Origin of the sequence: Leucobacter edaphi (assembly GCF_016522535.1) — a bacterium.
GTDB lineage: Bacteria > Actinomycetota > Actinomycetes > Actinomycetales > Microbacteriaceae > Leucobacter > Leucobacter edaphi.
The window spans coordinates 105,620-132,039 of the sequence record NZ_JAEHOI010000001.1 but is presented as its reverse complement, the minus strand read 5'-3'; the positions used below and the strand labels follow the sequence as shown (position 1 = coordinate 132,039).

Genomic DNA, 26,420 nt, shown 5'->3' with positions numbered 1-26,420 from the left:
GGTCACTCCCCCGCGGGTGCCTCGAAGTCGGCGGCGAACTCCGCGAGGAGTCGCGCGCCGAAGCCCGTCGAGCCGACGGAGCGCCACAGGTCGTCGCTCTCGGCCTGCATGGTGCCCGCGATGTCGAGGTGACCCCACGGGGTGCCGTCGACGAACTCGTTGAGGAACAGCGCCGCGAGGATCACGCCGGCGTACTGCCCGCCGATGTTGGAGAGGTCGGCGACGTTCGACTTGAGCTGGTCGCGGTAGCGGTGGTCGAGCGGGAAGCGCCAGATGTTCTCGTCCGTCTTGTCGGCTGCGGCCTGGAGCTGCTCCGCCACCGAGTCGTCGTTGGCGAGCATGGCTGCGGTGCGGGTGCCGAGGGCCATCATGGCCGCGCCGGTGAGCGTCGCGATGTCGACGATCGCGTCGGGGCGCCGCTCCTCCTCGGTCGCGAGGACGAGGCCGTCGGCCATGACGAGGCGGCCCTCCGCGTCGGTGTTCTTCACCTCGACGGTCTTGCCGCCGCGCATCGTGAGCACGTCGCCGAGCTTCGTTGCGCTGCCGGAGGGCATGTTGTCGGTGCACATGAGCCAGCCGGTGACGGCCGTGTCGACGCCGAGGTCGCGGAGCGCGGTCATCGAGGCGAAGACGGCGGCGGCGCCCATCATGTCGAACTTCATCGCGGCGTGCATGGCGTTGGACGGCTTCAGGCTGATGCCGCCCGAGTCGTACATGATGCCCTTGCCGATCAGGGCGAGGTGGCCCTCCTCATCCGCAGGACGGTACGAGAGCTTGATCATGCGGGGCTCCTCGACGCTGCCAGCGTTGACGCCGAGCAGGCCGCCGGTGCCGAGCTCCATGAGCGCCTCGCGGTCGAAGACCTCGGTCTCGAGGCCGAACCGCGGCGCGAGCTCCTCGATGACCGTGGCGAACTTCTCCGCGCTGAGGTGGCGCGGCGGGGTGTTCGCGAGATCTCGGGCGACCATCGCGGTGCGGGCGAGGATCAGACCGCGGTCGACGCCGGCCTGCGCGGCCTCCGTGTCGGACTCGCCCGCGCCGAGCGCGAGCTGCTCGAGCTCGACGGTCTTCGGATCGCCCTTCAGCGCGTCAAAGCGGTAGCGGGCGAGGAGCGCGCCCTCGGTCGCCGCGATCGCCGCGTCTGCGACCGGGACCTCGGGGGCCGCGGTGAGGTCCACTGCGAGGCTCGCGACCTCGCGGGCCGCGCGCGCGAACGCCGCAACGGCGTCGCGCAGCTCGGCCGCCGTAGCGATCCCGGCACCGACACCGACGAGGACGCGGAGCTGAGTGCCAGGGAGCACCAGGGTCTGACCCTTCGCGCCGGTGAAGCCGGCCGCGGCGAGTGCCTCGCGGCTGGCGCCCGCGACGCAGTCGCAGGCGGGGAGATCGCCCTCGGCGGCGACGAAGCAGGCGCGCGCGGGCGCCTCGTCGACGGCCGCGACCGGAACGACCGTGACGTCGACGGTGCGGGAGAGGGAGGGGACGGGATCGAATGCGGGGTCAATCACAACGCTCATGCCCCCAAGCCTAGCCCCGGCCACCGACACAGGCCTCTCCGGGTTCGCGGTGAGCGCGCGCCCGGAGAGGCCTGTGGCTTAGTCGGCGGCGAGAGCCGAGACGGGAGCGATGCGCACCGCTCGTCGGGAGGGTGCGACAGAAGCCCCGATGGCGAGCACAATCCCGAACAGAATCACGCCGAGGAGCACCGGCCAGGGGATGGTCGGGCCCACGAGGCCGACCTGCTCCCCGAGCAGAGACTGCGCCGCGGCCCAGCCGTAGACGATGCCGAGCACGAGCCCGAGCCCGAGGGCCGCGAGCGTGATCTGCGCGGACTCCGCCACGACCATGCCGCGCACCTGACGGCCCGTGAAGCCGAGCGTGCGCAGCAGCCCGAGCTCCCGCGTGCGCTGCAGCACGCCGAGCGACAGCGTGTTCACCATGCCGACCGAGGCGATCACCGCGGAGAAGCCGACGAGCACCGTGCAGATGAGCGAGGTGATGGCGAGAGCGCTCGTGTATTCGGCGGCGACGTCGGGCTCGTCCGCGAAGATGGCCAGCGTCATCTGCTCGTAGGTGGCGAGGGCGACCGAGAACATGGTCACGAGCGTGACGCCGATCACGAGCCCGATCGCGGAGCGGGAGGTGCGCTCGGGGTACCGCTCGGCGTTGGCGACGGCGATCCTCGTCGCGGGTCCGCTCCCGAGCGCCCGGCCTGCGAGGCGGAGCACCGGGGGCATCACGAGGTGCGCGCCGATCGCGATACCCGTGAAGGAGATGAGCCCGCCGAAGAAGGCGACAACGAGCCCGAGCGCCGTGACCATTCCGAGGTACACGCCCACCGCGAGGATCGCGGCGCCGAGGATCATGAGGATGAGCGCCCACACGGAGCGGCTGCGCCGGGACCGGCTTTCTTCCTGGTTCTGCTCGACCGCTGCGCCGGTGGCCGCGATCGGCGAGACGCCGGCGACGCGCCGTGAACCCGACCAGGCGGCGATCCACGTCGTCGCCACGACGACAACGACGGCGACCAGTGCGAGCGGGTCGAAGAGGGGGTATTCTCCCCGCGGCAACCAGCCGAAGCCGGGGCCGGCGAGCGCGACGAACGCGACGAGGCCGACCGCGATGACGAGGCCGATCGTCGCGCCGACGGCGCCCGCGAACAGTCCCTCGATTGCCACCCTGGCGCGCACCTTCGAGGAGGTGGCGCCGAGGAGGCGGAGCAGCGCGATCTGCCTCGTTCTTCCCGCGATCACGGTCGCGAAGGTGTTCGCGGTGACGATCGCGCCGACATACAGCGCGATCAGGATGAACAGGCCGGAGACGATGAGCAGGAGCACGCGGAAGGTACCGCCCTCGAGGCCCTGTGCGTCCATCGCCGCCGACATCACGCTCGTGAGCAGGATCAGCGCCACCGAGAACGCGCTCGCGAGCGCGGAGACGACGATCGTCGCGCCGTGGTCGCGCGCCGCGCCGGTCATGCGTGCGCTCCCGTCGAAACCGGGCGCGCTGCCGCGCTGGCCGCCGCGCCGGCCGCCGCCCCCGATTCGAGGCGCAGCATCGCTGCGGAGATCTGCTCGGCGGTCATCGCGCCCTGATCGGCCACGATCCTGCCGTCCGCGAGGAAGAGGATTCGATCAGCGTGACTCGCGGCGACCGGATCGTGCGTGACCATCGCGATCGACTGCCCGGAGGAGTCGACCGCGGAGCGGAGGAGCCGGAGCACCTCGCGGCCCGTGCGGGTGTCGAGGGCGCCGGTCGGCTCGTCGGCGAAGATCACGGACGGATTGCTCGCGAGCGCGCGTGCGATGGCGACGCGCTGCTGCTGGCCGCCGGACAGCTCGTGCGGCCGGTGGGACACGCGCTCGCTGAGGCCGAGGGCCGCGATCACGTCGTCGATCCTGCGCTCATCCTCCGCGGTGGGCCGCACGCCCCCGAGTTCGAACGGCAGCAGGATGTTGCCGCGCACGTCGAGCGTCGGGACGAGGTTGAAGGCCTGGAACACGAAGCCGAGGCGGCGGCGGATCCGCGTGAGCTGCACATCCCCCAGCCCCGTGATCTCGTCGTCGCCGATCCAGGCCCGGCCGTCGCTCGGGGTGTCGAGCCCGGCCATGATGTGCATGAGCGTGGACTTCCCGGATCCCGACGGCCCCATGATCGCGGTGAACTGCCCGCGGCGGATGCCGACGGAGACGTCGTCCAGCGCGACGACCCCGTGGTCGCCGGCTCCGTATCGCTTGCTCAGATGTGCGACCCGCGCGACCAGGCCCATTTCGCTCGGCTGAATATCCATGCCACCGAAATTACGGCTGATCCGGTGGAATTGAATCCTCCTTGGGTACCCGGATCATGGTCCCGTGGTACCGGGCGTCGCGGAGGCCAGCGGGACCGTGGGGCCAGCGGGCGCCACGGCCGCGGCGGGCGTCCTCGGGGCGGGGGTCAGCACGAGCACGAGGAGCGAGGCAGCGATCCCGGCCATGCCGAGCCACGAGATCGGGAGCAGCCGCTCCCCCACCACCAGCACCGCGAGCACGGCCGCGATCGCGGGCTCGACGAGCGTCAGCGTCGTCGCGGTGCTCGCGCTCACCCGGGTCAGCCCGAAACCGAACAGGAGGTATCCAATGAACATCGTCACGATCGCCATGTACGCCCCCACCGCGAACGCCTGCGGGGACGCGAGCAGCGGGGCCCCCGTCGCGAGAAGCACCGGCATGAGGAGCGCGCCCCCGCCACCGAACACGGCCCCCATCGCCGCCGCACGACTCACCCCCTGCCCCATAAGCCGGGCCGCGCTCCACGAGTAGAGCGCGTACGACGCGCCAGCGAGCAGACCCAGCAGCACCCCGGACACGACGCCGCCGGCCTCGGCCGGCTCGTCAGCGAGCTTCGCCCCGCAGAGCAGCGCGCATCCCCCGATGCCGAGCGCAGCTGCGAGCAGCCACGAGCGCCCCGGCCTGCGCCCCTCGAGCACTCCCTCCAGGAGGCCCGACGCGATCGGCGCTGAGCCCAGTGACACGACCGTGCCGATCGCGACGCCCGCCAGGTGCATCGAACTGTAGAACGCGAGCGGATAGGCGGCGACGCCGATCGCGCCCGCCACCACGGTGCCAGCTCTGGCGCGGAGGCTGCCCCGCTCACGGCGCAGCGCGGGGATCGCGATCGCCGCCTGCAGCAGTCCGCCGATGCCGAGCGCTGCGGCCCCGATCGCGAGCGGCCCGACCTCCGGGGCGAACGTCGCCGCCGTGCCCGTCGTGCCCCAGAGCAGGCAGGCGATCAGGATCGCGAGGACGCCGGCGCGGGGCGAGGGCGTGCCGCGGGGCGCTGGAACGTCCGCGGGTGCGAGTACGTTGGCGGGCGCGGACAGGGCGGCGGACGCTGACTCGGCAGCGGGCACGGGCAGGTCGCGGCGCGCAGCGGGCCGCGATGCGGCGCTCACACCACCTCCAGCATGCGCTCCGCGATCCCGCGCGCCCGCAGGAGCAGATCGGGCGAGCCCGCGAGCCCCGCGCGGGCGACGGCGCCCTCGAGGAGGAAGCTAAAGTGCTCCGCGAGACCCGGCGCAGCAGCCGGACCGGCGATCGGGGCGATCCGCTCGATCAGGATCCGCTCAACCTCTTCCTTGTGCGCGCGAACCGCCGCACGACCGGGATCTCCCGCGGGGAACTCGGCCGCAGCGTTCAGCAGACCGCAGCCGCGGAAGCCGTTCGGATAGTCGTCGTTGGCGTGGTCGAGATAGGCGTCGAACACGGCGAGGACGCGGTCGCGATCGTTTGCGGCGAGCGCCGTGCGCGCGTCGAGCAGGGCGAGCCACTCGGTGTGCCTGTGCTCGATATAGGCACTCACGAGGTCCGCCTTCGAGGCGAAGTTGTTGTACAGGCTCATCTTGGCGACGCCGGCCTCGGCGGTGATCGCATCGATCCCGGTCGCATTCACGCCGTCGCTGTAGAAGCGCCGCTCGGCGGCGGCGAGCAGGCGGTCGCGGGCGGATACTCGTGCCATCGGGGACTCCCTCGTGTTATTAGGTAGATCAGTCTACCCATGAAAGCCGGATCCGTCACGTCTTGCCCCGCCAAATCCACTTGCATGCGCAGGAATATAAATCGGATCGGGGCGTTTGACTGATCATGAGAGCTTTTGGATTCCTTTCCTTCGGACACTACGGAGCCGTTCCCGGCACCCGCGTTCGCACCGCGGGCGACATGCTCAAGCAGACCATCGAGCTCGCGGAGGGCGCCGACGAGATCGGCGTCAACGGCGCCTACGTGCGCGTCCACCACTTCGCGCGCCAGGCCGCGTCGCCGATCCCCCTCCTCACCGCCATGGCGGCGCGCACGAAGCGCATCGAGGTGGGCACCGGCGTCGTCGACATGCGCTACGAAAACCCCCTCTACCTGGCAGAAGAAGCTGCCGCGCTCGACCTCATCTCCGACGGCCGACTCGCCCTCGGCGTGAGCCGGGGATCCCCCGAGACCGCCGTTCGCGGCTACGAGACCTTCGGCTACACGGGCTCCGAGGACCCCCGCGGCGCCGACCTCGCGCGCGACAAGTTCGACCTGTTCCTGCGGGCAATCGACGGCGAGGGTCTCGCCGAGGCCGACCCGCACATGGCGCCTCCCGGATACCTCGCGATCGAACCGCGCTCCAGCACGCTGCGCGACCACATCTGGTGGGGCGCCGGGTCGCTCGCCTCCGCCGAGCAGGTCGGCAAGCAGGGACTCAACCTGATGAGTTCAACCCTCCTCACCGAGGCCACCGGCGAGCCGCTGCACATCCTGCAGCGCAAGCAGATCGACGCCTTCCGCGCCTCCTACAAGGAGGCCGGGCACACCGGCAGCCCGCGAGTCTCCGTGAGCCGCAGCGTGTTCCCCCTGATCACGGAGGAGGACCAGGCGTACTTCGGGCTGCGCTCCGGCGAATCGATGGACCAGATCGGGATCATCGACGGCATGCGCTCCACCTTCGGGAAGACCTACGCCGACACCCCGGATCGCCTGATTGAGCAGCTGAAGGCCGACGAGGCCGTCATGGCCGCCGACACCCTCATGCTCACGATCCCGAACCAGCTCGGCCCCGAATACAACCTGCACGTGCTGCAGTCGTTCGCCGAGTATGTGGCTCCCGCTCTTGGGTGGAGGCCCAACACCGAAGGCCCAGTCGAGGGATACGCGATCTTATGAGAGCGATGCGATGATTGATCGGTGAACGATCCGTCTCCTCGATTCTTCATCCGCCCATCGAACGACTCGACAGAGTATCCGGAGCTCGTAGAAATCTGGCGCAGCGCCGTGCGCGCAACCCATGACTTTCTCGATGAGTCTGATTTCGAGCGCATCGAAGCCAGTCTGATCTCCGCGTATTTTCCGGCCGTATCGATACTTGTTGCCGATACCAATGATGGACCGGTGGGCTTCGCCGGAGTCTCCGAGGGGTCACTCGAAATGCTCTTCGTCTCAGGCTTCGCCCGTGGCAATGGCGATTGGTACCGCGCTGCTCGACGAGGTCATCGCGCGGCACGGTGTGACCAAGGTCGATGTCAACGAACAGAACACGGGAGCGCTTGGCTTCTACCTTCGTCAAGGTTTCGTGCAGGTAGGCAAGAGCGAACTCGACGGCGATGGCCGCCCCCATCCGCTCCTTCATCTAGAGATTCCGGCCTGAGTCGACCCCCACAGCGCCAGACGAGCGATGTAGTACTGCTATTAGAACTGCTAGGTCGACTCCTAGGCAGCGATGCGTGGTCGAAGAATCAGCCCCCATACCCCTCATCACGCTGAGGATCAGTTCTCAGGCACCAACTCGACCAGCGCGCATCATCGATCGTTAGAACGTAGATCGGCGCTGAGACAGGCAGCTACAACACTCCGCTCAGCATCGAAATGAGCGGCGACAGCACTGTGAAGACACGAATCCCGACTTCAGTGACAGTTCCCGTTCCCTTAGAACACGCTCCTGCGAAAAATAGCGCCACTCCTTGCCGCGACATTGGCGGTAGGCGTGACCGAACACCCGCCTGGCACTCCCGGTAGCCCGCTCTCGCGGTCTACGGCTGTCAGCAGCGCTGCAAGGAAGGAGGGGTGCTGGAAGCATTGCCTGCAATCTTCCAACGGCCTTTCTGCAGCAGTGCCGGCAGGCACTGGTGCTGCCAGAGGTGTGCGAACACCTCTGGGGAGTAGCCACCTGCGACACCGCCCAGTTGGAGCTACGGGAGTGTGCGCACACTCCACTGAGCGCTCGACGCCTTCCCAACTGTCGAGGTCAGTTCATCTGCCACAGCACGATGAGTGCTGGAAGCTGCCATCAGAGACTGGCACCTTCACTCAGCAGCCTCACCCAGCAGAATGATCTGCTGGCTTACCACCAATCAAAGGAGTAGGAGCAAGGAGCAGCGGGAGGCGAGGCCGCCCGCAGCAGACGGCGGAACAGTGCGGGAGTGGTTTTCTTTTTTGTGAAACTCTCGGAGTGGCTCACCGGCCTTCCATGGAAGAACTGGCCGAGTCCACCCTTCTACCCGAGGCAAGCCCCACCAGTAGGATTGATTGGTATGCAGGAGCCTCCCCAAGAGCAGCCACCCACGCTCGCCTCATGGCACATTCCACTGTCCGATGACGGCGCTCTCCACCTCGACGCAAGAGCCGGAGAAGTCATCACGGTTGTCGGCGCGAACGGTGCCGGAAAGTCCGCGTTAGCGACCTGGATCGCGTCGAACACTCCCGATGGCGTGCTCCGGCGCGTACTCGCTCAGCGAAAGATATGGTTTCAGAACTCAGGCGCATCGATAAGCGCCGCGGATCGTGAAAATGTGGCAATGAACATGCAGCACTGGGATCGATCATTAGAGTCGCGATACCTAGATCACGTAGATCATCAGCGGGCGGATATTGCGCTGTTCGACCTCATGGGACGGATACATGCTGAGGATCATCGGATTGCTGAACTTGCATATGCGGGCGTTTCAAGCCAAGAGATAGTTACCGAGGTTGGCCAACGGCTTTTCGAATCACTGAACGCGGTCCTCAAACAAGCTGGCCTGAATGTCTCCATTGCGACCTCAGACCAGCAAACCTTCACCGCGCAGCATCGGACGTTGGGGGTTGATTACCCCATCTCACAGATGTCTGACGGCGAGAGGAGCGCTCTCCTTTTAGCTGCGGAGGTGTTGGCTGCTCATGAGAACGCAGTCATCATGCTCGATGAGCCAGAACGTCATCTGCACCGGTCAATCTCGGCCTCCCTGATCGAAGCGTTGATCGAAGCTCGGCCAGACTGCGGGTTTATCGTTCTCACCCATGACCTTGATCTCGCAGTGACCCTTAGCACGAGGCCTGGAGAAGTCCTCAGCGCGCTCGGCGTCAAATGGTCGGGCAACGACGCAACCCATTGGTCGTTGCAACGGATCTCTCCCGAATCACCGATCACTGACGAAGCAAAACGAGCAATCCTTGGTGGCCGTCGGCGCATTCTGTTCGTAGAGGGAACGAGTGGAAGTTTGGACTTCCCGCTCTACGGCACGCTACTTCCCGGATGGACGGTCGTTCCTGCTGGGAGCTGCGAGTCTGTCATCCGAAGCGTAGGGGGTCTCAGCAAGAGCGAAGAACATCACTGGGTGGATTCAAGGGGACTCGTAGATCGCGACGGTCGTTCCGATTCCGAACGTGCAGATCTTGCCGCGAAGGGCATCTTTGTGCTTCCGGTCAGCGAAGTTGAGAACCTCTACTATCTCCCGAACGTGATCGAGGCCGTTGCTAAGAAGCAAGCTGACGCGCAAGGTGAAGAAGTATCCGGGCTTGTGCGAGCCGCGAAGCAGGCTGGACTCGACGCGCTCTCCGATAGCCAGACACTCCAGCGACTGGCGAAGAAACTCGCCAAGGATGAGGTCGCTCGAAAGCTGCTCTCGGAGATGCCCGATGAGGTCGGGGAGGATGAGATCACCCTCACGCTCACTACGCCCTACCCAGGTATCCTGCAGGAACTCGAACAAGCGAAGCAGAACAACGACTACGAGGCTTTCGTTCGAAAGGTGCCCGTCAGAGACACGAGCTTCCGCGCTCAAGTTGCAAGGGCTTTGTTGTTCTTATCGATCACACGCTACGAGAAAGCGGCCCTCCTTACAATCACTGAGAATCCGGAGTTAGCCGCCAAGCTCTCGAAAGATATCTTCGGAGAAGCGGGCTCGCCCGAGTGGAGCTGACGTGTCGCAGCTCTACCCCGGCGTAGAATCGGTCTTCGGCGAATGAAACTAGGGTTTCGATTTGGTGATCTCGCAACTTGCCGCGTGTAGCGAAAGCCTCGGAATCCTTCTTCCGGGGCTTTCTGCTTTTGCTTCGATATGAGCTGCTGTGCCCATGAGAGGGTGATCGAGGTTAGCCAAACAGCGAAGTACGGAAGGCCGTGAGAAGCCGACGGAACCGCTCACTGGGCTGCTGGGATGAAGAGTGTCGGTGAGGTACGCAATCCTCATCAGGTGGAAAACCTCGCCTTCCCAGGCTTCAGAGACATCTACACCGCGGCAGGTTGTAGGTACAGGTAGACGGCACCGCCTAAGAGGGAACGAACGGGCGCTAAGGAACCGACCGGTTGAGATATTTTCTCCCTGGAGCACCGCAAGGCTGGGAGGCTCGGCTTCGGCTGAGGGTCCGGTAGGAGGAGACCGACGCGCTGCCGCCCCCGCATGAAAGACAGTTCGCAACGATGCGGCTGTCAGGTGGGGTCAAGATACAACTATGCCAACTTGCCAACCTCCTGCGGCCTGATCTCTTCTTTTTCTGAAGAGGTGTGCGCGCACCTGCACCTCCCGCACATCGCTCGACCTCGCTGCACTACGCTGGCCATGAAGGTCCGTCACGACACCAGGAGTCAGGTTGAGTCTTCCCAGCAGCTACCTGGAAATCCTCATCGGTATCGCAATCTTGATTCCAGGACTCACCTACGCGACAGTGAAGCGCCGGTACCTCGGGACACGAGAAGCTGATTACGGAACCGGCGCGCGGATACTCGATGCGCTCTATGCCAGCCTGTTCTTTCTTATTCTGTACGTGCTGCTGGGCGTCTTCTTCCTCGGTTGGCGTTTCACCGACCTGGGCGGTGACGCGCTCGCGTCGTTGTCAAGCATGCACCCACAACTCAGCTCAGTGGCCGTCGCGACCCTCTTGATGGTCATTCCCGCACTCTGCGCTGTCGTGCCAGCAAAGATCGGGTTTCGCTCGACGAAGATCTGGGGCAAGACCGTATGGTTGCCTCGACGCAAGCGCAGAGGCAGGCATCCTGAGCCGAGGGCGTGGGAGGTGGCTGGAGCGAGAGCACAGGAACAACAGTTCGTGCGGGTTCGCCTTGAAGACGGAACGTACTCTGGCGGCCTCTACGGAATAAACTCAGCAATGGGCGCATACCCCCTGGCGAGGGATCTCTTCTTGGAAGAGGAGTACCACATGAGTCCGACCGGTGAGTTTATCGAAAAGGTTGAGGGAACCAACGGGATCTGGATCTCAGTGAATGACAACACGGTGGTCGAGTGGCTGAAAGCGGAGGAATGAAGATGGCAGAGAACAAGGGAAGCTCAAGCGGGTCCGGTCGCACAGGTGAGTTTGGAGCACTTCACCCCACTCAGGTAAAAGAAAGCGCTCGCCCCTCTCGCACCGGTACGACACCGCCTAAGCCACCGTCCGGAGGTGCAGGGAACTCAGGCGCTCAAAAGAAGTCTGGAAAGTAGCACTCTCGTCAAGCGAACTCGATTTCCACGGAGCCCCGGAGGGATCAACTTCTTGGCGGCTTCTTAGGTGTCCGCTCCTCGATTCCCTTGTAGGGGCCTTCAGTGACCTTCGAGTCGATGTAGTTGGCGTCGCCATCGTACTTGTCATAGCGGTCGGTTTCCGGGTTGTACTGCTGGTAGCGGTCTGTAACCTGCCCCCGACGGAAGCCATCGCCTGTGTTCTTTGCCAACGGTCTCTCCTCGGTCACTGCTGATCTGATGAGCCGATCATATCTCGCACTGTGCTCTCCGAGTGAGGCGAAAGTTCCTGCCCTGCCGGATCCCTCTTTTTCGTTCCTGAGCGCGCAGGCTCCAGCCCTGCTCTCATCGCTGCTGTAGCGCCCGCCTCGGGCGCTTGCTGTCGACCTTCTCTGGGGAGGCTGCTTTCTGGAACGTGATGCAGGAAGGGCCATATTCGGGAAGAACGTCGCCTGCGGGCACGCAGCCTTCGACGCTCCAGGCTGCCTGTTTTTCCGTTGGGTGGTTGCTGTTCTGCTTGGAGCGTCCTTCTGCTGCCGAAGCCGTCCTTCGACGGCCTCGGGTACTCCTGGTTCTTCGTTCTGAGTGCTTCGGTTGTGGGTGGTATTTATTCGAGCGTTTGGCAACCACCGTGAAGGATTCGCCACTCAGCAGCCCTATTGATATGAATATTTGTGGTTGCTAAGAATCACGCAAAATCCCAGATCAGAGGAGCAAATCATAAAGAGGATCGGCTAAATCAGGGTCAACACCAAGGAACAGGAACTCGGCCTCGAAGCACAGACGCAGCAGCTCATCGACTACGGGGTAGCGGAGGCTGACATCTTCGTGGGCAAGGGCACCAGCGGCACGGTCAACACCCATTCCGAGCAGATGGCGAAGCTCATGGCCTTCGTCGAGGAGCACGACGGGCAGGTGGAAGTCGTGGTGTCGAAGCTCGATCGCTGGGGCCGTGACCCGGAGGACACCATCGAGAAGATCAAGGAACTCCACAAGATCGATGGCTGCCTCACTTCCCTCGCAGAGAGCGTGCTCCGGGCAACACCTGACAACGCGGCAGGTATGCTCCTGATCCGTATCCTCCTGGCTGTCGCGGCGATGGAGCGCGAGCGGATCGCAGAGCGTACGCGGGAGTCCCTGGAGGCTCTGCGGAAGCGCGACGTTCCTCTCGGCCCTACCCCCAAGCTCTCATCCCGCGATGTGGAGTGGATCAAGGAACGGCATGAGGTCTTCGGATGGGGAGCGCAGCGGATCACCAAGGCACTCCCGGATGAGCGAAACGTCAGAGTGAGCAAGTACACGGTGCTGAAGGTGCCCGGCATGGTAAAGGGCCGGGGAGCCTACGTCCCCAAGGACAATCACAAGTACACCAAGCGGGCAGAGGTCGCCGCTGAACGCGCAGCGAAGAAGGCAGCATGAGCACCGCTCCCCGCTGGATTCCCGTCGAGTCCCTGGCCGACTGCTTCACCGTACCAGCTCGGCCCCGAATACAACCTGCACGTGCTGCAGTCGTTCGCGGAGCACGTCGCGCCGGCGCTGGGGTGGAAGCCGAACACGGAGGGCCCTGTGCAGGGAGACGCGATCTAACTACGCCGGATTCGCAACTGAAGCGCGGGTCTCCGGAGGGGCTTGCTGCCCGATGTCAGCCCACACTTCCGTGAGCTGAACAATCTGACCGTCAGCCATGCGCGCAAAGCTTGCGCAGGCAAAGTGCAGCAGCCCTGATTCGCTTCGGCACGTGACATGTGAGCGGCACACTGCCTCAGATTCAGCCGCCACGAGTTCCTGAATCTCCAGACGGTCGAAGTCTGGATATCCCGCATTGAATTGAATCCATTCGGCGCGGGTAAAAGACTCACCTGTATGCACGAAATGACAAAGAAATTCGGGGTGAAGGTAGCGCTGAAGTTCATCCCAACGACGCTCATCGATCGCGACCATCAACCCGCGGAGAGCGGCACCAGCATTCATGGGGAGAAAATATCACGGGCAACGCCGTCTTCCCGACATGGACTCAGCGTCGAACCGGCTCGGCCCCGAGTACAACCTGCACGTGCTGCAGTCGTTCGCGGAGCACGTCGCGCCGGCGCTGGGGTGGAAGCCGAACACGGAGGGGCCTGTGCAGGGAGACGCGATCTGACCCCCAGCGTAGCAAGGCCACGCCGTCTCACGCGGCCGCAACGGCACCTACTCCTGCGCGTCGCGCGATTCCAGGTAGGTGCCGTTGCCGCGGATCGCGGCTTCGTATCGGAGGATCTCGTCAGTCCGCAGGCGATCCGCGACGAGAACCAGCATCGAGCCGAGAGCAGCGTCCACGCTGCCCATCGCGTGCAACGTGAGAGCCCTGAACACCTTCAAGGACTCAGAGTCAGGGAACGCAGCCAGACCCTCGTCGAGCAGCGCCAAGCTCTCGGGGTACCGACCAAGATTCCGGAGCGTGCTTCCGTACTGGAGGTAGCACTGCCGGAGCCATTTTCCCTGCAGCCCGGCCTCGATGGCCCGCTGGTAGTACCCAGCCGCCTCAGCTTCCTGCCCGTCCGTGTCATAGGCCCCGCCGACTTCGTACAGCGCTTCCGGGTCGCCGGGATGCTGCTCGAGGACGTTCAAGAAGGCGTCGATCGTCGGAGCCATGTTGCTCCGGTCGCGTGCGGCAAACACTTCGTCCAGCTGTGCCCGAAGTTCCTGCGCCATTGCCGTTCCTCATTCCCTGGAGCTGCCGCCACCCGGAGGCTCGCACCGGACCCATGCTATTCGACCTGTTCCGACGCGAGGCTCGGGCAACCGGCTCGCCAGCATCTTCGAGCGTTCGAGCCTGCTCCGAGAGCGCTGCAGCCGCCTGCGCCCCTGCTCCTTGCTACGGTCGAAGAATGAGCACCCTCAGCATGGACGAACTTCTTGAGCTCGAAACCGCCGGATGGCAGTCTCTCTGCGAATCCCGGGGAGGCAGCTTCTACGGCCCGCTCATGACCGAGGACGGGCTGTTCGTTCTGGTCAACGGGGCGATCATGAACCGTTCCGAGATCGCGGGCATGGACGGACTGCCCGGGTGGGACTCCTTCGAGATCACCAACTGCCGCCTGGTCCCGCTGGGCGAGGACGCGGCGATTCTGGTCTACCGCTCGTCTTCCACTCGCGAAGATCTCCCCGGGCCGTTCGAAGCAATCATGTCGAGCGTCTATCGCAGAATCGAGGGGGAGATCCGTCTGTGCCTGTATCAGCAGACGGCCCTCAGCTAACACGGCCAGCGACGCACACGAGGCCGCTGCGCGAGCGCAGGGTCGATCGGAACTCCGGCGCGATCCTCACCGTCCCTCAAGATTCGTTACTTATAGTGTCGTTATGCGGAAGACCAATTGGACCCTGATCGGCACCTCGCTGCTCATGCTCGCTGGGATCGTCCTGGCCGCCACCGGCAATGAATTCTTGCGCGGCGCAGCGTATGCATTCCTGCTGGGAGCACTGCTCCTGAACCTGCGCTCCATCTTTCGAGTCCTCGCCGCTCGCAAGAAGCACCGGGCGAAGCCGGCCCCTCACGGCGCGCCGATGCGCTGAGCTGCGATCCCTCACCACGGCAATGCAAGGTTTCATCCGATTGAGCCTCACCGAGAGGCGGCCCGATCACACCATAGACCGAGGCGTTCGGAGCGCAGGGTTCGGGCCTTCTGCCCATGAACTCCAACGCCTCCGACTCATTCACCTAGGCTCGAAATCATGCCTGCAAGCGTCGTAGTCGGGATGATCGCGGCCATCGTCATGCTCGCCGCGGGGATCGCGCTCGTGTGGTTGGCCGCCTCCAGCAAGCGCGGGAAGATCGCGCGCAACCACCTCGTCGGCATCCGCACGGGCATCACCCTGGCATCGGACGCGGGTTGGGCCGCAGGACACAAGGCGGCCAGCAGGCAGATGAGCGTCGCAGGCTGGGGCGTGATCATCGGCGCGATTCTCGCGGCCGCCGGCGGCGCCCTCGCGCTGCTCGGCGTCTCGGAGGACGCCACAAACTCGATCATCGCGGCGCTCATCCTCGCTTCCAGCGCGTGGGCGGTCGCGTGGCTCCTCGTCTCCGCCCGCACCGCGAACCGCGCGGCGCGTGCGGCAGGCCCCACCCCTCCCGAGTAGCCTGGAACGGTGATTATCGATTCACGTGGTTCCGGAACGCCGCTCGTGCTCATCCACGGCTTCGGCGTCGATCACCGCATCATGCAGCCGCTTGAAGACCTCGCCGATCTCTCGGGGTGGAGACGCATCTATCTGGATCTGCCGTGGGCAGAGGGGTCGGATGACCGATCGGCCACGAGCCCACGCGACGTCGCCGATGCGGCGCTCGCAGAAATCACGCGGGAGATCGGTTCAGAACCGTTCGCCGTGATCGGGAACTCCTTCGGCGCCATGGTGGCCCGCCACGCGGCGCACGCCATGCGAGACCAGTGCATCGGGCTCGCAACGCTCGCGGGCGTATTCGTGAGCGATCACTCCCAGCGACGCCTTCCGGAGCACCGGGTGATCCAGCGGGACGAGCGGATCCTCGAGTGCGCAGGCGACTGGCGCGAGCAGTACGAGGAGATGTCCGTCGTCCACAGCGAGGCGACGCTGCGGGCCTTCGAGCGGAGCGTCCTCCCCGGGCTTCGCGCCTCCGATCAGGAGATCATGGAGCGGATCAGCGCGCGCTACACCGAGGCGTACGCCCCAGAGATCGACGCCTCAGCGCCCTTCCCGGCCCCAGCTCTGCACGTGTTCGGGCGGCAGGATCAGGTCGTCGGCTTCGAAGACGGATTCGCCACCTCGGCGCACTACCCGCGCGGAACCTTCGTCGCCCTCGACGGCGCAGGACACAATCTCCACCTCGAACGGCCGAGCGTCGTCGGCGCGCTCGTGAGCGACTGGCTCGATCGAGTCAGGCAGTTCGCGGGCGCCCCTGGGCCGACAGGCGCTCCCGCGTCGCTGCACCCTGCCCCCGAGCACGGGGTCGCGAGCGAGTCGTGGGACGAGCGGATCGACCAATTCTGGGAGCGCGCGGACGACGCGGACCCGGCGGGGACGCTCGACGCACTGCGTCCGCTCGTTGCCGAGCGCGGCCCGAACGACCCGGACGGGGTCTACGAGTGGGCGTCGGTCCACGACTTCCTCGGCCGCGAGGAGGAGGCGATCCCGCTCTACGAGGCCGCGCTCGCCGCGGGCCTCGCCGGAGCACGGCGGCCGCAGGCGGTGATCCAGCTCGCGAGTTCGCTCAGAAACGTTGGTCGGGCGGCTGAGGCGGCTGCGCTCCTGTGCGGACTCGAGGAATCCCCTGATCGCGATGCCGCCGTCGGGGACGCTCACCGGGCATTCCTCGCGCTCGCCCTGCGAGACATGGGCCAGCCGGACGAGGCGCTCCGTCTGGCGCTGCTCGCGCTCGCCCCCACGCTGCCCCGCTACCGGCGCTCGGTCGCTGCGTACGCGGAGAGCCTTGCGGCGAGACCCGAGAACGGCGAGTAGGCCGCTCTCGTCGGCAGTCAGAAGGCTACGCGGTGTCCTCGGCCACGCGGTGGTTGTCGACGAAAGCAACGATCGGCTGCGGCAAGAATGCCCCAAACAGCGGCGCGTGCCGCTTCTCGATACGGACGCGGTGCCGTTCCGTTTCGCCGACGTCAAACTCCCAGCGCTTGAGCGATCCGGTCTTGCCGGAGATCATTGCGCCGGCGTAGGGCTTGCCGTCGATGAGCAGCGAGACCCTGCCGAAGAACTTGTCATAGCCGAAGATCACCGAGTGTTTCTCGGTCTCACCGACCACGAAGTTGAGCGTCATGGGCCAATCTTAGTTCCCTGCGGGTTTTTCCCACAGGAATGTGCCCGCCCCGCAACCGGGATGCAGAGCCTGCGCCGAGCGAACTAGGCCGGATCCTGATCCAGGTAGTAGTTCTTGAGCGCCGGGTAGTACATGTCGAACGTGGGCTCCTCGGTCCCCTCCGTCGCGGCGACCAGGAGATCCATGTAGAACTCCCAGCCCGGGCCGATCTCCCCGGCGTCCTTGAGAGAATCGGCATCGAGGTGGTGGATCAGGGTCACGAGCGTGTCCTCGCCGTCCTCCTCGAGCAGGAGTTCGAGGAGCCAGCCGCCGTGTTCGCCAACCGACTCGAGCGACAGGCGGTGGGGCCGCTCGCACGCGAGAACCTTCATCGGCATCTCGGGAAAGCCCTCCTCGAAGCGCATTCGCACGCGGATCGCGCCGCCCGTGCGGCCGTCGCCCTCCCACGGCCCGAACCACTGCTCGGTGAGCTGCGGCTCCGACACGTACGCCCACGCCTCGTCGATCCCCATCGCGAGCGAGCGCGGGACCACGAGGTCCGCGCCGCCTGCCGTCTTCCTGAGTGCGCCGGTTCCCTGCACGATGGTGCTCCCCTCTCGCGGTGTTCTCGACCGCTCCAGCGTACGCCCTGATCTCCCCCGAGAAATTCGGACTTGCGTTCCCCCGCACCCGGTGACGTACACTCGTCCGTGTGATCAAGTAACGCAGCCCCGTTCCGCGCCTGAGGCGCCGGTTCGCTGCGTCGTCGCTTCTCACCTCTCCGCACCGCCTGTTCGCGGTCGCCGCACGAGGGCTGGATCACGCGCGCCCGGCAATGCCCCGCGGGACCTCACTTTCGTATCGAAAGGCGGTGCCCATGCGAGCACAGCACACCACCACGGTGCAAGACACCGGACGCACCACCGGAAACTCCCCGTCCACACAAACCACCCCGTCTCGGCCCCGATCGGGGACTCCGGATCTCGCCGCGGCGAGCCGCGCCGCCGCGCGTGCCGCCGACCCCGGGTTCGGCGGCGGGTCGGGCGCCAGTGCCGAGCACCTGCTCGTCGACGGCGTCGGCTTCGCGTACCCCGGGCGCCGCGTACTCCGCGACGTCTCGTTCACGGCGCGGCCCGGCGATCGGATCGGGATCATCGGCGAGAACGGGGCGGGCAAGTCGACCCTGCTCCGGATCATCGCCGGCGATCTCGAGGCCGACACCGGGCGCGTTTCCGTTCCCGGCACGATCGGGCGGCTCGCCCAGGAGCTGCCCTACCCCGACACGGCGACGCTCGGCGAGGTCATCGCGGACGCCCAGCGGGAGTCCGTGGCCCTGCTCGATGAGATCGCGCGCCTCGGCGCGGAGTTCGCCGAACGGCCGGACGACGCGGAGCTCGCGGCGAGCTACGCCGCCGCGCTCGAGGAGGCGGAGCGAAGCGATGCCTGGTCCGCGGAGGCGGGTCGCGGCGAGATGCTCGCGGGTCTCGGGCTCGGCGGGATCGCGCAGGATCGCCCGATCGGGGAGCTCTCCGGCGGGCAGCGGCTGCGGCTCGCGCTCGCCGCGATCCTGCTCGCGGCCCCGCACACCCTGCTGCTCGATGAGCCGTCCAATCACTTGGACGACGCGTCCGCCGCATACCTCGAACGGGTGCTCGAGCAGTGGCCGGGAATCGTGCTCCTGGTGAGCCACGATCGCGCGCTGCTGGACTCGGTGGCGACGCGGATCCTCGACCTGGATCCGCTGCCGATCCCGGCGTCGGCGCTCGCCGACGCGGAAGACGCGGAGGAGGAGGAATCGCCGCTCGCGGGCGTCGCAGGCGACGGCGATTCGTTCGGCGGGCCCACAACCGACGACCCCGGAACCGGCTATTCGCCGCGCCTGTGGGGCGTTGGTTATTCCGCCGCGCGGGCCGAACGCCGCGAGGAATTGCGCCGCTGGAACGAGCGATACGAGCGCGAACTCGAGGAGCGGGAGGCGCTCGTGCACGAGATCGAGGTCGGTTCTCGGGAGGTGAATCGCAAGCACGAATCGAAATCCGAGTCGCGGATCTCCAAGAAGTTCTACGCCGACAAGGACGCGCGGGTCACCGCGAGGCGCGCGCGAAGCGCCCGCGTGAAGCTCGATGCGCTCGAGCGCGATCGGGTGCGCCGCCCTCCGGTGCCGCTCGCGTTCGCGGGGATCGCTCCCGACGCCGAGGCCGCCGTCACCGACGCTGCGGCGCGAGGCGATCGGCAGCGCGGCTCGCTCCACCCCGGCACGATCATCGCGTCGGAGATCGGGAAGCACGGGCGGCTCGCGCCGCGTTCGCTCACACTGGAGCCGGGCGATCGCCTCATGCTGACGGGGCCAAACGGAGCGGGCAAGTCGACGTTGCTCGCGATCCTCGCGGGGGCGCTCGATCCGGACACGGGCGAGCTGAAAACCGCCGGTCGCATCGGGTATTTGCCGCAGGAGGTCACGTTCGATCGCGATCACCTCGCGGCCGGAGAGTGGTACCGGATCACGCTCGGAGATGCGCGGGCCGAGGCACGCCCCCTCGTCGAGAGCGGTCTGATCGCCCCGCGCGATCTCGGCACCCCCGTCGCGGCGCTCAGCGTCGGTCAGCGGCGCCGGCTCGCGCTCGCGGCGCTCGTCGCCGATCCCCCGCCGATCCTGCTGCTCGACGAGCCGACGAACCACCTCGCGCTCACCCTCGTGGAGGAACTCGAGGACGCCCTCGAAAGCTATGCGGGGACCCTCGTCGTCGCGACCCACGACCGCTGGTTTCGCACCCGATGGAGCGGCGCAACGCTGGCGCTCTGATCCAAGGGCGCCACGGCTCGTCCACGACGTCGCCGAGACGCCTGATCCGGGTCGGCGAGCCGGTCGATCCCGTCCGGCACACCGCGCTCGCGAGTTCGGCATCTCGAACTCGCGAGCGCGCCCGCGCGAGGTCCGATCAGGGCTTCTCTCTCGCGTTCCCGAGTTGTTATGGTGACTTGCTGGGAGCCAAGCGAACAGGAAGATCGATGACTACTTTCGACATCTCGAAGCCGCACGAGTACGACCACCGGCACGCGGACGTCAGCTCCGGCTGGCTGCGCGCGAGCGTCTTCGGCGCGATGGACGGACTCGTGTCGAACGTCGGACTCATCGCGGGCATCGCAGCTGCGGGCGCCGCGCCGGGCGTCGTCGCCATCACGGGCATCTCGGGCCTGATCGCGGGCGCGATTTCCATGGCGCTCGGCGAGTACACCTCGGTGCGCACGGCCAACGAGCAGCTCGACTCCGAGGTGCGGACCGAGCGCGACGCCCACTCGCGCAATCCCGAGGGCGAGCAGGCCGAGCTCGCCGCTCTGTTCGAGCGCCTCGGCATGTCAGACGACATCGCCGAAACCGCAGCGGAACAGGTCCACGCCAACTCCGAACAGGCTGTTCGGGTCCACCTTTCCCACGAGCTCGGGCTCAGCCCGGAGGAGAAGCCGTCGCCCTGGGTCGCGGCGATCTCCTCGTTCTTCTCATTCGGCGTCGGCGCGATCATCCCGATCCTGCCGTTCATGTTCGGCTTCGGCACCCTGGCCTGGGGGCTCGCCTTCGGCGGAGCCGGCCTGATCATCGCCGGATCCCTCGCCGCCCGCGTCACCCGCCGCAACTGGGTCATGGGCGCGATCCGGCAGCTCGTCTTCGGCGGCGTCGCGGTCGCCGCGACGTACACGATCGGCAAACTGCTCGGCGTTTCGGCACTGGGCTGATCCGCGGCACCGCGCCGAGGTTCTAGTCTGGGTGCATGCCCAGCCCCGAGTTCGCCGACGCCGTCCTGGCGATCGTGCGACGCATCCCCGAGGGCCACGTCATGACCTACGGCGATGTCGGGATCGCGATCGGTTCGGAGGCGCCGCGCGCCGTCGGCCGCGTGATGGCGCTCTACGGGCACGCGGTTCCCTGGTGGCGGGTCGTGCCCGCGAGCGGTGAGCCGCCGAGCGGGCACTCGCGCCTCGCGCTCCCCCACTACCTAGACGAGTCGACGCCCCTCCGCGGCGCGGACCCGACGAGCGGGGTCTACGACCCCGAGCACTATCGGATCGCGCTCTCGACGGCGCGACTCCCCTACACCCACGAGATCTTTGGAGACGTTGCGCTGTGAGCACCGAAAACACCCGGCCGGCCGGCTCCGAGCCCGAAGCGTCTCCCGCGCCCGCGGCGATCGTGCTCGGATTCGCGCGCGGCATCGCCCCGAGCAAGTGGGCCCGCCGCTGGGAGGAGGCAACGGGACGCCCGATCGAGCTCCGCGCCGTCAACACGGCTTTCGGGGAGCCCTCGGGCGGCCAGTTAGCCTCGGCCGCGAAGCGGGCAGCACTCGCGGCGAAGCAGGCAGCCGAGGCCGCAGCCGACGCCGCCGACCCGGGAGCGGCCGAGCAGCACCCCGCGAACGCGGCGATCGCCCCGATCGACGTGATGATCGAGCGCGCGGCCCCCGGCGCGTTCCCCGCGGGCACGCGCGGCGACGACCGCCGCAGGCACGCGCTCCGCCTCTACACGGAGGCACTCGCCCTGGTCGTGCCGGCCGATCACGAGCTCGCCGAGCTCGAATCGCTCACGACGGCGGAACTCACCGGGCACCTCGCGGACGGCGACGTCACGCTCCTCGACCACCCCGATCACTCGGCGGAGTGGCCGGCGGCGGAACCCTGGGCCGACCCCTCGTGGAAGCCACGTGATCCCGCGGCCGCCCTGCAACTCGTCGCAGCCGGGACGGGCGCGATCCTGCTCCCGCTCCCCCTCGCCAGGCATCTCGTGGCGAAGCGCGAGCACGCCGTCCTCGCCCTCCACGGCGAACCGGAACTCGCCCAGAGCACCATTTGGGCGACCTGGGCGCTCGATCGCGACGCCGCCGACGTGCAGCAGCTCGTCGGCATCATGCGCGGGCGCACCGCCAGGAGTTCCCGGCCGGGCGCGGACACGGACGCCGGAACCGCTCCCGGGCAGGGCACGCGGAAACCGAAGGCCGGAGCGGGAAAGCCGCAGCCCAGCTCGAAGAAGTCGGGACCGAAACCCGGGTCGCGTGGCGCTCAGCTCGCCGCGTCAAAAAAGAAGCCGAAGCACATTTCACGGCCCAAGCCCAAGACGCAGCAGAAGCCCCGCCGCCGCAAATAGGAAGCCGGGCGGAACGGCGAGGGCCGGATCAGCGTATCTCCCTGATCCGGCCCGCACTACACGTTCGCGCGTTACAGCTTGGACGCCGGGACGTCGAAGGTGCCGCAGGCGGTGGGGCCCTTCGTGTAGCCGGTCTGGAACCAGCGCTGGCGCTGCTCCGAGGTGCCGTGGGTGAAGCGCTCGGGGTTCACGCCCATCCCGGCCTGCTCCATGATGTGGTCGTCGCCCACAGCGGCTGCGGCGCTCATCGCATCGTTGATCTGCGCGTTGGTCACGGGCTTCAGGAAGGGCACGCCCTGCTTGTCGGTGACGGTCGACGCGTTCTTGATCCAGGCTCCGGCGAAGCAATCGGCCTGCAGCTCGAGGCGAACGGATCCCGAGGTGGGCCCAGTCTCGCGGCCGACACCCTGCAGCGAGCCGATGAGGTTCGAGATGTGGTGGCCCCACTCGTGTGCGAGCACGTACATCTGGGCGAGCGAGCCGTTCGACGAGCCGTAGTCCTTCGAGAGCGTGTCGAAGAAGGCCGTGTCGATGTAGATCTTCTCGTCGCCAGGGCAGTAGAACGGGCCCGTCGCCGAGGAAGCGGTGCCACAGCCGGACTGCGTCTGCCCGCTGAACAGCACGAGGTTTGCCGGGCCGCGGTAGTTCCCCACCTGCGTGGCCCAGTACTTGTCGAGGGAATCGGCCGTCGCCGACATCCGGCAGTCGACGTCGCGGTTCGCGTCGGCTCCCGTCTTGCATCCTTCGAGTGCGCCGGCCTGCTCCTCGTTCACGGGCCCCTGGCTGACGGCCTGCTGCGCGACGGGCGCGAGACCGGTGAGGTCAACGCCGAGAATCTGCGAGCCGATGAACAGCAGGATCATGACGCCAACGCCGATCCCGCCGCCCGCGATCACGCCCCCGCGGCCGCCGCCGCGTCGCGTGGTCTTGCTCGTGTCGATGCTGACGTTGTCGTTAAAGGTCATTTCGGTCCCTCTGATCCGGTGTTGTTCCCATTCTGCTGGTCCGAATGCCTCACTGCAAAGGCATCCGTCGCGCGGATCAGGGCGTCGACGATCCCGGGCTCGCTCGCGGCGTGCCCGGCGTCCGGGATCATGTGGAATTCGGCCTGCGGCCAGGCTCGGTGCAGGTCCCAAGCGGTGCGCGGGGGCGTGCACACGTCGTAGCGGCCCTGCACGATGACGCCGGGGATCCCGGCGAGCCGCTCCGCCGCATCGCGGATCAGCTGCCCGTCCTCGAACCAGCCTCCGTGCGTGAAGTAGTGGTTCTCGATTCGGGCGAACGCGACGGCCGCCGCGGCGTCCGCTCGCGTCGCGGCAATCGCGTCGGTGTCGGGGACAAGCTTGATCGTGCTGGCCTCCCACACGCTCCACGCGATCCCGGCGGGCGTGTGCACGGCGGGGTCCGGATCGACGAGGCGGCGACGGTACGCCGCGACCAGATCGTCACGCTCGGACGCGGCGATCGGGGCGAGATATTCCTCCCAGGCATCGGGGAAGAGGTGCGAGGCCCCGTCCTGGTAGAACCAGTCGATCTCGGACTTGCGGAGGGTGAAAATGCCGCGGAGCACGATCTCCGAGACCCGCTCCGGGTGCGTTTCCGCGTACGCGAGCGCGAGGGTTGAGCCCCAGGATCCGCCGAAGACGAGCCACCGGTCGATCCCGAGGTGCGCGCGGAGCCGCTCGATGTCGGCCACGAGGTGCCAGGTCGTGTTGGTGGCGAGGTCGGCCCCTGGTTCGCTCGCGTGCGGTGTGCTGCGGCCGCACCCGCGCTGTTCGAACAGCACGATGCGGTACTGCTCCGGGTCGAAGTATCGCCGGTGGTCGGGGGTGCATCCTCCGCCAGGGCCGCCGTGGAGGAACACGGCCGGCTTGCCGTCGGGGTTGCCGCACACCTCCCAGTACAGGTGCTGGCCGTCGCCGACGTCGAGCATGCCGTGCTCGGTCGGTCCGATCGGGGGATACAGGGTGCGCTGCTCGCTCATGCTCTCACTGTAGGGCGTGGAGACGCGCTGCGGGGCCTCCCGGGAACCGTGTTCCGGGGAGGCCCCGCATTCAGTGATTCGATCGAGGATCAGGCGTTCTGCGGTTCCCGCCGCTCCTCGTCAGCGCGGGCCGCCTGCTCGGCAGCTTTGGCCTGCGCGCGAAGCTCCTTCTCGTGAACGGGCCAGGTGCCCGCGGCCTTCTGCGCCGCGACGTAGGCCTCGGCCTCGTCCTGGCGTTCCTGCTCGATGCCGGTCGCGATCTCGGCGCGGAGCAGCTCAGGGCCGAGCCCGAACGCGTCGACGAGGTCGAGCGCGTGCGGGCGAAGCCGCCCGATGAGCCGGTCGATGTAGGCCGTCACTGCCTCGGCCCGCTGGCCCGAGATCCGACCCTGGATCAGGTACCAGGCCATGTGCTTCTCGATGAGTCCGAGCCCGAAGAGATCGCGCAGCCAGGTGAGCACCTGCTTCGACGCCGGGTCGGAGATCTTCTCGACGGCCTCGGTGAAGGCCTCCCACTCGAGGAGCTCACCGTGCGCGCGTGCCGCCTCGATGAGCTTGGTCTGCTGCGCGTTGAAGGCGTCTTCGTTCGCGATTGCGCGGGCCCGCTTGTCCTCCTTCGGCACGCCCTTCGTGGCGTCGCGGAGGGCGAGCGCGATCTCCGCGATCATCGTCTGCACGCGGTCCTCGAGAAGCGCGCGCTGCGCTTCGGGGGTGCGCATGCTCTCGACCGAGCGGGCGATCTGCCCGAGGTCCGCGATGCTCTGGCCGACCTGTCGGAGGCCGAAGCGGTCGGCGCGGTCGCTGAGCTGGGCCGCGGCCGCCCGCGCCACGGCGGCCCGATCGCCCGGCTTGAACTGCGCGGCGTAGTCCTTGAGGAGTCGCTTGCCCACCAGCTGCAGCAGAACGTTGTTGTCGCCCTCGAAGGTGACGTAGATGTCGAGGTCGGCGCGCAGTCCGGTGAGGCGATTCTTCGCGATGAAGCCCGCGCCACCGGTGGCCTCGCGGGCCTCCTGCAGCGTGTCGAGCGCGGCCCAGGTGGACAGCGGCTTGAGCGCAGCTGCCAGCGTCTCGAGGTCCTCGCGGTTCTCGTCGGTGTCATTGGCGCCGGAGAACACCTCGTCGAAGACCGTGAGCAGGCGGTCGCCAGCGAAGGTCATCGCGTAGGTCTCCGCGAGGAGCGGGATGAGGCGCCGCTGATGCTTGCCGTAGTCGAGGAGCACGGTCTCACGGCCGGAGGCGCCGGGGAACTGGCGGCGCTCGGTGCCGTAGCGGATCGCGATCGCGAGCGCCGCCTGCATCGCCCTCGCGGAGGCGCCGTCGAGGGAGACGCGCCCCTGCACGAGCGTGCCGATCATCGTGAAGAAGCGGCGACCCGGGCTCTCGATCGTCGAGGAGTAGGTGCCGTCCGCTGCGACATCTCCGTAGCGGTTGAGCAGGTTCGTTCGCGGCACGCGCACATGATCGAACGCGAGACGACCGTTATCGATGCCGTTGAGGCCGCCCTTCACCCCGTCGTCCATCGACTCGACGCCGGGGAGGAGGTCGCCCTGCGGAGTGCGAATCGGCACGAAGAAGGCGTGGACACCGTGATTGACACCGCGGGTGATGAGCTGCGCGAACACCACTGCTGCCTGGCCGTGGAGTGCGGCATTGCCGAGGAACTCCTTCCACGCGCCCGCGAAGGGCGTGTTGATGACGAACTCCTCGGTCTCCGGATCGTACGTGGCCGTCGTGGCGACCGAGGCGACGTCGGAGCCGTGCCCCACCTCGGTCATGGCGAAGGCGCCAGGAAGCTTGAGGCTCATCACATCGGGCAGCCACTTCTCGTGGTGCGGGCGCGTACCCAGGTGCAGGATCGCCGCGCCGAACAGCCCCCACTGCACGCCGCTCTTGATCTGCAGCGACGGATCGGCGAGCACGAGCTCCTGGAACGCGGCGATATTGCCGCCGTGGTTGTCGCCGCCGCCGAGATCCTTGGGATAGGCGCGCTGGATAGCGCCGGCCTCGACAAGGATGCCCAGCTGTTCGAGCACACGCTCGCGGTGCTCCGGCATGGACTGGCCCGGGATCGTGTGGAGACGCGGATCGGCCGCGAGGGCGCGCGCTTCGAGGCGCTCCTTCTTCCACTTGCCGAGCAGTGCATCGCCCACCTGGGCGACATCGATCCGATCCTGTGCGGGGATTCGGGACTCTGACATCGAAACTCCTTCGCCTGCGAATGGCGGATCGATCGTCGACCCGCGAGGTTCTGCAGCCAGGCTAGGCCGAGCCACCGACACGGACAACAGCTGCTCGTCATTCCACCAGAAGGGGTGCCCGA

The 26,420-nt window shown here is 67.0% G+C and carries 26 protein-coding genes and 2 pseudogenes; 15 read left to right on the top strand and 13 right to left on the bottom strand.

Features of this window, described 5'->3' with window-relative positions; all coding sequences use genetic code 11:
- Nucleotides 1-2: 2 nt before the first annotated feature.
- From JD292_RS00585 to JD292_RS00565, 5 genes are all read right to left on the bottom strand, one after another.
- Complete coding sequence (locus tag JD292_RS00585; protein ID WP_200130792.1) at nt 3-1,517, bottom strand: leucyl aminopeptidase; 1,515 nt, start codon at nt 1,515-1,517, stop codon at nt 3-5.
- A 78-nt stretch (nt 1,518-1,595) separates the two neighbouring features.
- Nucleotides 1,596-2,978 (bottom strand): ABC transporter permease, encoded by a 1,383-nt coding sequence (locus JD292_RS00580; RefSeq protein ID WP_200130791.1) that lies wholly within the window; start codon nt 2,976-2,978, stop codon nt 1,596-1,598.
- A complete protein-coding gene (locus JD292_RS00575) occupies nt 2,975-3,790 on the bottom strand; it encodes an ABC transporter ATP-binding protein (protein WP_200130790.1) in 816 nt (271 codons plus the stop codon). The genes JD292_RS00580 and JD292_RS00575 overlap by 4 nt, the downstream gene beginning before the upstream one ends.
- A gap of 54 nt (nt 3,791-3,844) precedes the next feature.
- Nucleotides 3,845-4,933, bottom strand: coding sequence for a DMT family transporter (locus tag JD292_RS00570; protein WP_369411097.1), 1,089 nt, complete (start codon nt 4,931-4,933; stop codon nt 3,845-3,847).
- The gene (locus tag JD292_RS00565; protein WP_200130789.1) at nt 4,930-5,496 is read right to left on the bottom strand and encodes a TetR/AcrR family transcriptional regulator; all 567 of its coding nucleotides are present in this window, start codon (nt 5,494-5,496) and stop codon (nt 4,930-4,932) included. Before JD292_RS00565 ends, JD292_RS00570 begins: the two co-directional genes overlap by 4 nt.
- 125 nt (nt 5,497-5,621) lie before the next feature.
- Between JD292_RS00565 and JD292_RS00560 the strand changes: the two genes are divergently transcribed.
- The 4 genes from JD292_RS00560 to JD292_RS00545 all read left to right on the top strand — a co-directional run bounded on the left by JD292_RS00560 (nt 5,622) and on the right by JD292_RS00545 (nt 11,027).
- Nucleotides 5,622-6,674: an LLM class flavin-dependent oxidoreductase gene (locus tag JD292_RS00560; protein WP_200130788.1), complete on the top strand. Its 1,053-nt coding sequence runs from the start codon at nt 5,622-5,624 to the stop codon at nt 6,672-6,674.
- 286 nt (nt 6,675-6,960) lie between these two features.
- Nucleotides 6,961-7,155, top strand: a complete 195-nt coding sequence (locus JD292_RS12405) for a GNAT family protein (protein WP_233613110.1) — start codon at nt 6,961-6,963, stop codon at nt 7,153-7,155.
- Between the two features lie 883 nt (nt 7,156-8,038).
- Nucleotides 8,039-9,685: an AAA family ATPase gene (locus JD292_RS00550; protein WP_200130787.1), complete on the top strand. Its 1,647-nt coding sequence runs from the start codon at nt 8,039-8,041 to the stop codon at nt 9,683-9,685.
- Between the two features lie 670 nt (nt 9,686-10,355).
- Nucleotides 10,356-11,027, top strand: coding sequence for a DUF6338 family protein (locus JD292_RS00545; RefSeq protein WP_200130786.1), 672 nt, complete (start codon nt 10,356-10,358; stop codon nt 11,025-11,027).
- 220 nt (nt 11,028-11,247) lie between these two features.
- Here JD292_RS00545 and JD292_RS00540 read toward each other — a convergent pair whose 3' ends face one another.
- Nucleotides 11,248-11,433 carry a hypothetical protein gene (locus tag JD292_RS00540; protein WP_200130785.1) on the bottom strand — a complete coding sequence of 62 codons (186 nt, stop codon included), beginning with the start codon at nt 11,431-11,433 and terminating at the stop codon, nt 11,248-11,250.
- Between the two features lie 526 nt (nt 11,434-11,959).
- Here JD292_RS00540 and JD292_RS00535 point away from each other — a divergent pair.
- Both JD292_RS00535 and JD292_RS12055 read left to right on the top strand, forming a co-directional pair.
- Nucleotides 11,960-12,640 (top strand): recombinase family protein, encoded by a 681-nt coding sequence (locus JD292_RS00535; RefSeq protein WP_200130939.1) that lies wholly within the window; start codon nt 11,960-11,962, stop codon nt 12,638-12,640.
- Nucleotides 12,641-12,688: 48 nt separating this feature from the next.
- Nucleotides 12,689-12,808 (top strand): annotated as a pseudogene (locus tag JD292_RS12055) (LLM class flavin-dependent oxidoreductase); the annotation flags it as partial.
- Here the strand turns inward: JD292_RS12055 and JD292_RS00530 are convergent.
- Nucleotides 12,809-13,192, bottom strand: coding sequence for a nuclear transport factor 2 family protein (locus JD292_RS00530; RefSeq protein ID WP_200130784.1), 384 nt, complete (start codon nt 13,190-13,192; stop codon nt 12,809-12,811).
- A 52-nt stretch (nt 13,193-13,244) separates the two neighbouring features.
- Here JD292_RS00530 and JD292_RS00525 point away from each other — a divergent pair.
- A pseudogene (locus JD292_RS00525) lies at nt 13,245-13,361 on the top strand (LLM class flavin-dependent oxidoreductase); the annotation flags it as partial.
- 47 nt (nt 13,362-13,408) lie between these two features.
- Here the strand turns inward: JD292_RS00525 and JD292_RS00520 are convergent.
- A complete protein-coding gene (locus tag JD292_RS00520; RefSeq protein ID WP_200130783.1) occupies nt 13,409-13,912 on the bottom strand; it encodes a tetratricopeptide repeat protein in 504 nt (167 codons plus the stop codon).
- Nucleotides 13,913-14,088: 176 nt separating this feature from the next.
- Between JD292_RS00520 and JD292_RS00515 the strand changes: the two genes are divergently transcribed.
- From JD292_RS00515 to JD292_RS12400, 4 genes are all read left to right on the top strand, one after another.
- Entirely contained in the window at nt 14,089-14,457 is a 369-nt protein-coding gene (locus JD292_RS00515) for a nuclear transport factor 2 family protein (protein WP_200130782.1), read from the top strand.
- A gap of 103 nt (nt 14,458-14,560) precedes the next feature.
- Nucleotides 14,561-14,773: a hypothetical protein gene (locus tag JD292_RS00510; protein ID WP_200130781.1), complete on the top strand. Its 213-nt coding sequence runs from the start codon at nt 14,561-14,563 to the stop codon at nt 14,771-14,773.
- Between the two features lie 159 nt (nt 14,774-14,932).
- Nucleotides 14,933-15,337 (top strand): SdpI family protein, encoded by a 405-nt coding sequence (locus JD292_RS00505; RefSeq protein ID WP_200130780.1) that lies wholly within the window; start codon nt 14,933-14,935, stop codon nt 15,335-15,337.
- 9 nt (nt 15,338-15,346) lie between these two features.
- Nucleotides 15,347-16,693 (top strand): tetratricopeptide repeat protein, encoded by a 1,347-nt coding sequence (locus JD292_RS12400; protein ID WP_369411096.1) that lies wholly within the window; start codon nt 15,347-15,349, stop codon nt 16,691-16,693.
- A 25-nt stretch (nt 16,694-16,718) separates the two neighbouring features.
- Here JD292_RS12400 and JD292_RS00490 read toward each other — a convergent pair whose 3' ends face one another.
- Both JD292_RS00490 and JD292_RS00485 read right to left on the bottom strand, forming a co-directional pair.
- Nucleotides 16,719-17,003 carry a hypothetical protein gene (locus JD292_RS00490; RefSeq protein ID WP_200130779.1) on the bottom strand — a complete coding sequence of 95 codons (285 nt, stop codon included), beginning with the start codon at nt 17,001-17,003 and terminating at the stop codon, nt 16,719-16,721.
- An 83-nt stretch (nt 17,004-17,086) separates the two neighbouring features.
- Nucleotides 17,087-17,584 (bottom strand): SRPBCC family protein, encoded by a 498-nt coding sequence (locus JD292_RS00485; RefSeq protein ID WP_369411095.1) that lies wholly within the window; start codon nt 17,582-17,584, stop codon nt 17,087-17,089.
- A gap of 275 nt (nt 17,585-17,859) precedes the next feature.
- Here JD292_RS00485 and JD292_RS00480 point away from each other — a divergent pair, with 275 nt between their 5' ends.
- The 4 genes from JD292_RS00480 (at nt 17,860) to JD292_RS00465 (ending at nt 22,116) form a co-directional block, all read left to right on the top strand.
- Complete coding sequence (locus JD292_RS00480) at nt 17,860-19,785, top strand: ABC-F family ATP-binding cassette domain-containing protein (protein WP_233613106.1); 1,926 nt, start codon at nt 17,860-17,862, stop codon at nt 19,783-19,785.
- A 206-nt stretch (nt 19,786-19,991) separates the two neighbouring features.
- Nucleotides 19,992-20,714 carry a VIT1/CCC1 transporter family protein gene (locus JD292_RS00475; protein WP_200130777.1) on the top strand — a complete coding sequence of 241 codons (723 nt, stop codon included), beginning with the start codon at nt 19,992-19,994 and terminating at the stop codon, nt 20,712-20,714.
- Between the two features lie 35 nt (nt 20,715-20,749).
- Nucleotides 20,750-21,106: an MGMT family protein gene (locus tag JD292_RS00470; RefSeq protein ID WP_200130776.1), complete on the top strand. Its 357-nt coding sequence runs from the start codon at nt 20,750-20,752 to the stop codon at nt 21,104-21,106.
- Complete coding sequence (locus JD292_RS00465) at nt 21,103-22,116, top strand: LysR substrate-binding domain-containing protein (RefSeq protein WP_369411094.1); 1,014 nt, start codon at nt 21,103-21,105, stop codon at nt 22,114-22,116. Before JD292_RS00470 ends, JD292_RS00465 begins: the two co-directional genes overlap by 4 nt.
- 71 nt (nt 22,117-22,187) lie before the next feature.
- On the opposite strand, the gene ypfJ is transcribed toward JD292_RS00465, so the two are convergent.
- From ypfJ to JD292_RS00450, 3 genes are all read right to left on the bottom strand, one after another.
- Nucleotides 22,188-23,081 (bottom strand): KPN_02809 family neutral zinc metallopeptidase, encoded by an 894-nt coding sequence (gene ypfJ / locus JD292_RS00460; protein ID WP_200130775.1) that lies wholly within the window; start codon nt 23,079-23,081, stop codon nt 22,188-22,190.
- Complete coding sequence (gene pip, locus JD292_RS00455; RefSeq protein ID WP_200130774.1) at nt 23,078-24,100, bottom strand: prolyl aminopeptidase; 1,023 nt, start codon at nt 24,098-24,100, stop codon at nt 23,078-23,080. The genes ypfJ and pip overlap by 4 nt, the downstream gene beginning before the upstream one ends.
- Nucleotides 24,101-24,189: 89 nt before the next feature.
- Nucleotides 24,190-26,298: an acyl-CoA dehydrogenase family protein gene (locus JD292_RS00450; protein WP_200130773.1), complete on the bottom strand. Its 2,109-nt coding sequence runs from the start codon at nt 26,296-26,298 to the stop codon at nt 24,190-24,192.
- Between the last annotated feature and the right edge of the window lie 122 nt (nt 26,299-26,420).